The following is a 6,902-nucleotide window of genomic DNA, read 5'->3' as shown; positions in this document are numbered from 1 at the left end:
TCATATTCGTAGTGGGGCGCTGGATTGCCAAAAAGCTAGTTACTTTTGTCAATCGTATGATGGTGCGTAGCCATTTAGAAACTACCGCTGCCAACTTTTTAAGTCGTTTGCTTTACGGTATTTTACTGGTTATTGTTATTTTGGCTGCGCTTAATGAAGTGGGCGTCCATACCACCTCTGTAGTCGCTATTTTGGGCGGTGCGGCAGTCGCTATTGGTCTATCACTCAAAGATCAGCTGTCAAACTTCGCTGCGGGGATTATGATTGTTACTTTTCGGCCTTTTGTTAAGGGTGATTATGTACAGATCAGTAGCTACACAGGTACAGTCGCTGAGATTACCTTGGTCAATACCCACCTGACTACGATTAATAACCACGACGTCATCATCCCTAATGGCGATATCACCACCTCTGCAGTCGTCAACTACACCGCGCTGCCCAATCGCCGCGTCGATATCACTATCGGTGTAGGTTATGATGCGGATATCAAAAGGGCCAAGGATTTGATACTTAAATTGGCTAAAGAAAACCCCGTCGCTTTTGATGACCCTGAGCCTATCGTACGAGTGACCAATCTGGGTGACAACTCAGTCGATTTGACCCTAAATGTATGGACAACCAACGCGGACTGGTGGTCGATGCAGTGCGATCTACTCGAGCAGTTCAAAGCCGTGTTCGACAGTGAAAAAATCGACATTCCGTTCCCGCAGCGTAGCGTGCATATTAAAGGTCTAGATCAAATGATAACCAATATGGATCAATCTCAAAAGATTCCGATGAATAAAGATTAAAGCTTTTGATCATTGTTTCAAATACGGGTTAGGGATACCTAACCCTGCCAATATCTCAATCTCGAACTGCTCCATCTCGTCTTGCTCTGCTTGACCGATTTCATGATCAAAGCCTAGTAAATGCAAGATGCCATGTACTAGCAAGTGGCTGATGTGCTGCTCTAGGCTTTTATTTTGCTCGGCGGCTTCGCGCACGATAACCTCATGACAAATAATCAGCTCGCCTAAAGGTAGCGTCGGCATTAGATGGATAATGCTGGTAGGCAAGTCACTGGGATACGACAAAATATTGGTCGCATAATCTTTGTCTCGCGCCTCCAGATTTAGCGCGCGTCCTTCGAGCTCATCTGTGATATAGATCTCTACTGATTTAATTTTATCTTGCCATACTGTCTTATCAATAGCTGCAAAATAGGGCAGCACGAGTCCATTTGCAATGCGCTCATCTATATACTCAAGCGTTGCTAGCATAACGGCTATTAAATTTTTGTGATTATAAAAGCTCTCTATAGTAGCGCTATTTATACTCTCGGCTGCGCTAATGTCTAAATCGGTACTGTCTAAATCAACACTGTGTGAATCAGCGCTACTGATGTCATCTCTATCGTTTTTGTCCATTACATTAGCCTTCTTATACAAAAGTTATGCAAAAAAACCGAACACTAAGTCCGGTTTTGAAATGATAATTATACTTATAGTGCCCATGCCTTAAGTGACCATGTCCTAAGTACTTATAACTTAGCTGCTGCATCCGTTATAGCCTGACGGCGCTCTTGCTCTTTGATGCGCTCAAACTTACGCTTTTCTTGTAGCTCAAACTGTTCATCATCGAATACGTCATACGCTTCGACAATCTTTTGCACGAGTTGATGGCGTACTACGTCTTTTGAGTCAAACTTGGTGATATGAATCTCTTCGATACCGCTTAAGATATCCATCGCTTGTGCAAGACCTGATTTGCTACCACGAGGCAAATCAACTTGGGTAATATCGCCCGTGATGACCGCACGTGAGCCAAAACCTAAACGTGTCAAGAACATCTTCATCTGCTCAGGCGTGGTGTTTTGCGCCTCATCTAAGATTACAAATGAGTTATTCAAAGTACGACCGCGCATATAGGCAAGCGGCGCGACTTCAATGACTTGCCGCTCAATCATCTTGCCAACCTTTTCAAAGCCAAGCATCTCATATAACGCATCATAAAGCGGACGCAGATAAGGATCGATCTTTTGCGTTAGATCGCCAGGCAAGAATCCAAGCTTTTCGCCCGCCTCTACCGCAGGACGCACAAGCAAGATACGCTCAATCTCGTTACGCTCAATCATATCGACCGCACAGGCGACTGCAAGGTAGGTCTTACCCGTACCCGCAGGCCCAATGCCAAATGAGACATCAGAGGATAAAATGTTTTTGACATAACGCTGCTGATTGCCGCCGCGCGGAATGATTCGACCTTTACGCGTGCGCAGACTGATTGGCGTGAACTCATCAGCGCTATCGTCTTCATCCATAGCATCATCATCGGCTCTGGCGGCTTGCTTCTCGTCTTCCATGTCTTGATCACGTGAAATGCTGGCTTGAATAATAAGATGCAGCTCTTGTGCAGTGATGTCTTTTGAGTTCTGTGCTTCGTCTACCATTTTGTAGATGATACGTTCGCCGCGCTCAACATTGGTGATATCGCCGCTAAGACAAAAATCGCCTTGGCGCTGGCTGATCTTGATATCGAGGCGCTCTTGAATATATTTCATGTGATTATTATATTCACCGAGCACAGTTTTGAGCTGAGCTGGGGTAAGCGATTCAAACTTGATACGGCGGCTCATAGAATCAGTCAAATGATTATCCTTGTATGGTTGACCCTTATTTTTAGGGTTAAATAGCTGACAAAATAGTTAAAATCTCTACTCTCATTATGGTTCATAGAATATAAATTTCAAGCCGCGCCGCACGCGATAACCGTCTGTTTTGTATGGCGATTGCAACTACTATTGTCAGCAATGGCTTTCTGGTTCAACAACTGGCATTTGCTAATGCATCTACGGTATAGATATCGTCAAAGACGCCAAGCAAGCAGAATGTAAAAGGGGCAACTTGTGGTAATCTATCCTCTAAACTAATTTATGCTCTAAACTAATCTATGCTCTAAATATTAGCGATTCGATATAGACACTTATAAAACGTGTCTTTTATTACTAAAATAAATTTTTAAATGAAATTCATACCAAAAACAGACTTACCCAGTCAAAATAGGATAGCCAACTATGCACGATATAGAAGAGATAACAGAGCCAAGTTCCAGTGATCATTCTAAAAGTAAAGACAGCTTAACCTCTCAGCAAGTGCTGATAGCAGGCGGCGGACATGTGGGTTTATCTTTTGCTCTATTGCTTGCGCATCATGGTATCACCAGCACGTTACTGGAAAAAAACAGCTATCCTGATATTAGCCCTGATGATGACGAGCTGCGCAGTCACTACTTAGACAGTCGCAACACCGCTCTTTCGCGGCGCAGCGTACAGATTTATCAAGAGATCGGGTTGTGGGACGAGCTGCAAAGCCATGCTTGCCGTATCGATGCAGTACAGATTAGCGAGCAGGGCAGCTTTGGGCGCGCGCAGCTTAATAAAGAAGAAGAGCGTGTTGAATCCTTTGGACAAGTGATGGAAAACGCTTGGCTTGGGCGTAAGCTTTTACTAGCAGCCAAAGCGTCGCCGCTGATTACGCTTATCGATAACGCTGATGTCACAAACGTCGAGCAATTCTCTAATAGCGTCAGCGTCACCTTTAACTATTATGACGGCGATGAGGACGCGCAGCAGTTGCAAGGTAGCGTACTGGTGGCTTGTGATGGACGCGATTCGACAGTACGTCAGCTGTTAGATATCGGCACTAAGACTTATGATTATGGCCAAACGGCTATCGTTGGTGTCGTCGAAACTGATAAGCCTCACGAACATATCGCCATTGAGCGCTTTAGTCCAGCAGGACCGCTTGCCGTATTGCCACTGACTGATCCAGAGGGCGATGGCAATGAGGAATACCAAGCAGGTTATAGACGTTCGGTGGTCTGGGTCTGTCCGAATGGGGAGGAGACGCAATATCTGGACGACGACGCGCACTTCTTGGCGACGATGCAACAGGCCTTTGGTACGCGCGCAGGCACCTTTATCAAAGCCGGTCGCCGCGGCGCGTATCCGCTAACGCGCGTACTCGCTGACAAACAAGTTGCGGGTCGCTGCGTTGTCATGGGTAATGCCGCTCATACTTTGCATCCTGTCGCAGGACAGGGCTTTAACCTTTGTATGCGAGACGCGCATGTGCTGGCGCAAATGATGAGCGCGCAAGTATTAAAGGGTGCTGATATTGGCGACGCGCAATTATTAAAGCGCTATGAAAAAGCACGTCAAACGGATCAAAAGCGGGTGATTCGTTTTTGTGATGCCGTTGTGCACGGCTTTACCCATCCTAATCCAGCGATTAAGCTTGCGCGTAATGTCGCTTTACTGGCCTTTGATAAGCTACCAAACATCAAGCCTTTAGTAGCCACTTATGCGATGGGGCTAAAGTCTTAATCACTACTTTTAAAGCTCGATAACCGTCTATCACATATCTTACAGCTTATATTCTGGATAATAATTATGAAACACAATCATACGCTTATCATCGGCGGCGGCGTTGTTGGAGTGACGCTAGCGCTAAAGCTTGCGCAAGCTAAGTTGCCAGTTACTTTGGTTGACGCCAGCCCTATCCGTAGCGAGGCTGAATGGCAAACGGTGCTCGAGCGCCGTGATGCCCGCGTCTATGCCCTAAGTCTAGCAAGTATCAAGCTGCTAGAGGAGGTTGGAGTTTGGCAAAAGATAGCCAAGTCTGCGCGCAAAGCCGACTACTCACAAATGCAGGTGTGGCAATTAAACGGTCGCGGTGAGCTATTATTCGGTGATGATAGTGATACAGAGAATGAAAAGGGAATGCTCGGTAGTATGGTGGAGCCCTTAGTCATTGAACACGCGCTATGGCAGCGTCTGTTGGAGGAGGATATAAGCGATTATCTAACGGTCATCAAAGGACAAAAGGTGACGCAAATGGATTGGCTGGGTGCAGAATTGGGCTACCGCGTCACTCTAGATGACGATACCGTTATCGACGCTCAACTGGTGGTCGGTGCTGATGGTCGCAGCTCGTTCGTGCGCAAGCAGGCTGCTATTGGACTCGATACCCTCGACTATCATCAAACCGCGATTTGCTGCGCCATTCAAACGGCCAAACCGCATAATGCCACCGCCCGTCAAGCCATGCTTCCCACTGGAACGCTAGCATTATTGCCATTGGCAGATATTACAGAAGAAGACAAAGCACGCCCGCAGCATTGGCAATCAATTGTCTGGACGTTGCCACGCAATCAAGCGCTGGCACTACTAGAGGAGGACGCGCGTACTATCGCTGATAAGCTAGCCTCTGCCAGTAACTACGAGCTTGGGGCAATAGAAAAAATAGAATCCATTGCCAGTTGGCCGTTAGGGGCTCAGCAAGCTAAAAGCTATGCCTCAGACAATCTGGTCTTGATTGGGGACGCCGCGCACGGTGTACATCCACTCGCTGGACAAGGGCTAAACCTAGGTATGTTAGACGTGCAAGCGCTGTATGATCAGCTCATTCATGACTTTGCCCGTAGTGGTGGCACGCTTTGGGGTAGCATTCAAACCCTACGCCGTTATGAGCGCCTACGTCGTCCGCACAATAGCCTGATGATGCATAGCTTTTCGGCGCTAAACTGGCTGTTCGCAGGATCAGTCGCGCAGCTGCGCCCCATCCAACAAATCCGCAATGAAGGCATGTACCGCGTTGGTAAAATTAAGCCATTGATGCGTCTGTTTGCGAAGCAGGCGAGTGGGGTTTAGGTAACTAATATTAAATAATAAGAACATTTTGATGAAACATATTTTAATCGATTACGAAAATATACAGCCAAAAAGCTTTAATGATATAGAGACAAATGAGTGTCACGTGTGGTTATTTTTAGGTGTAAATCAGCAAAAAAGTCTACCACTTGATTTAGTTGAAACCCTGCTTAGATTTGACAATAGAAATGTGCATATTATTAGGATGCAACATGCAGGTAAAAATGCGCTGGATTTTTACTTATCTTTTTATCTTGGCAAAATATCGGAAATTGATTCTCAAGCGGATGTTTGTATCTTAGCAAGAGATAGCGGTTATGATGTTTTGGTTGATCATCTTAATAGTGTCTATGATGGTATGAACATTATGCGATCAACAAACGCTAATCAGCTAAGTCTCACTTATGATTTCGATGAAAATATAGAGTCGGATATAGAGGAGATCCAGATTGTTAGTCAAAATATTTTGTGCGATAGCGGCAGTAACGTAGTGGTGGAAAATGAAAATGCTTTAGTTCAATCTCTCGAAGAAAGAATACCTAAAGTAGTTATCCATGATTGTTATGTTCTAGTGTTTGATTCGATGTTAAATCGCGAGGTGTTTTTACCAAGCTATAAGTCAAACCTATTATCTGCGATAAAAAAATATGCTTTAGCGAAAGCATTAGTTAAATTTGATGATGCTGAACAAGATTATATCGTTGAAAAAGTTTTTGATAAATTTATTAAATCAGGACTTATAAAGCTCAATGGGAAAAGTGAAAAACTAAGTTATAAAGTAGATAGCCAAGGAATATTAGACTTGGTGACTGAACAGGTTCTACTTAGCAGAGCTAAGACAATCGCTGGATTAAAAAATGTAGTCAAGCAAAAACTTACCAGCTATCGCCAAGAAAATGATGAACAGCAAGTAAACTTAGTCATAACATGGCTAAAAAATCAGGAATTTATAAAGCAAAATAATGAGACTATCTGCTATCCAACTTTAGAGGATAAAAAAACACCTTCAAACAAAGTGTCAAACGATGATAGTGACATCAGTAAGCCCTCCGCTACAGTATATCAACGTGCAATAACGGCAATAAAAAGTAGACCTTTGAAATCTCGACCGTCAAAAAAATCAAGTCTAATCAACTACCTTAAAAGCCATTTGCGCAATGAAGACCCTAGAGTAGTTGATAATCTCATTAAACAGATGATTAGTAATAAG

General features: G+C 44.4%; 6 protein-coding genes. 4 read left to right on the top strand and 2 right to left on the bottom strand.

The annotated features are described in order from the left end of the window. Nucleotides 1-791 (top strand): mechanosensitive ion channel family protein (locus ACTXGO_RS07915; RefSeq protein ID WP_443573970.1); only part of this gene is annotated, 791 nt, incomplete at its 5' end. A gap of 9 nt (nt 792-800) precedes the next feature. Here ACTXGO_RS07915 and ybeY read toward each other — a convergent pair. Continuing rightward, nucleotides 801-1,409 carry an rRNA maturation RNase YbeY gene (gene ybeY / locus ACTXGO_RS07910; protein ID WP_443541339.1) on the bottom strand — a complete coding sequence of 203 codons (609 nt, stop codon included), beginning with the start codon at nt 1,407-1,409 and terminating at the stop codon, nt 801-803. A 113-nt stretch (nt 1,410-1,522) separates the two neighbouring features. Beyond that, nucleotides 1,523-2,617, bottom strand: coding sequence for a PhoH family protein (locus tag ACTXGO_RS07905; protein WP_317200316.1), 1,095 nt, complete (start codon nt 2,615-2,617; stop codon nt 1,523-1,525). 438 nt (nt 2,618-3,055) lie between these two features. Between ACTXGO_RS07905 and ACTXGO_RS07900 the strand changes: the two genes are divergently transcribed. The 3 genes from ACTXGO_RS07900 to ACTXGO_RS07890 all read left to right on the top strand — a co-directional run. After that, entirely contained in the window at nt 3,056-4,366 is a 1,311-nt protein-coding gene (locus tag ACTXGO_RS07900) for an FAD-dependent monooxygenase (RefSeq protein ID WP_443573968.1), read from the top strand. Nucleotides 4,367-4,432: 66 nt separating this feature from the next. Then, complete coding sequence (locus tag ACTXGO_RS07895; protein WP_443541341.1) at nt 4,433-5,692, top strand: FAD-dependent monooxygenase; 1,260 nt, start codon at nt 4,433-4,435, stop codon at nt 5,690-5,692. Nucleotides 5,693-5,723: 31 nt separating this feature from the next. Beyond that, the coding region (locus tag ACTXGO_RS07890) for a PIN domain-containing protein (protein ID WP_443573966.1) at nt 5,724-6,902 on the top strand (1,179 nt) is incomplete at its 3' end.

It is taken from the genome of Psychrobacter sp. T6-1 (assembly GCF_052258445.1).
The sequence above is the reverse complement of the archived record's forward strand: the minus strand, read 5'-3'. Positions and strand labels throughout refer to the sequence as shown.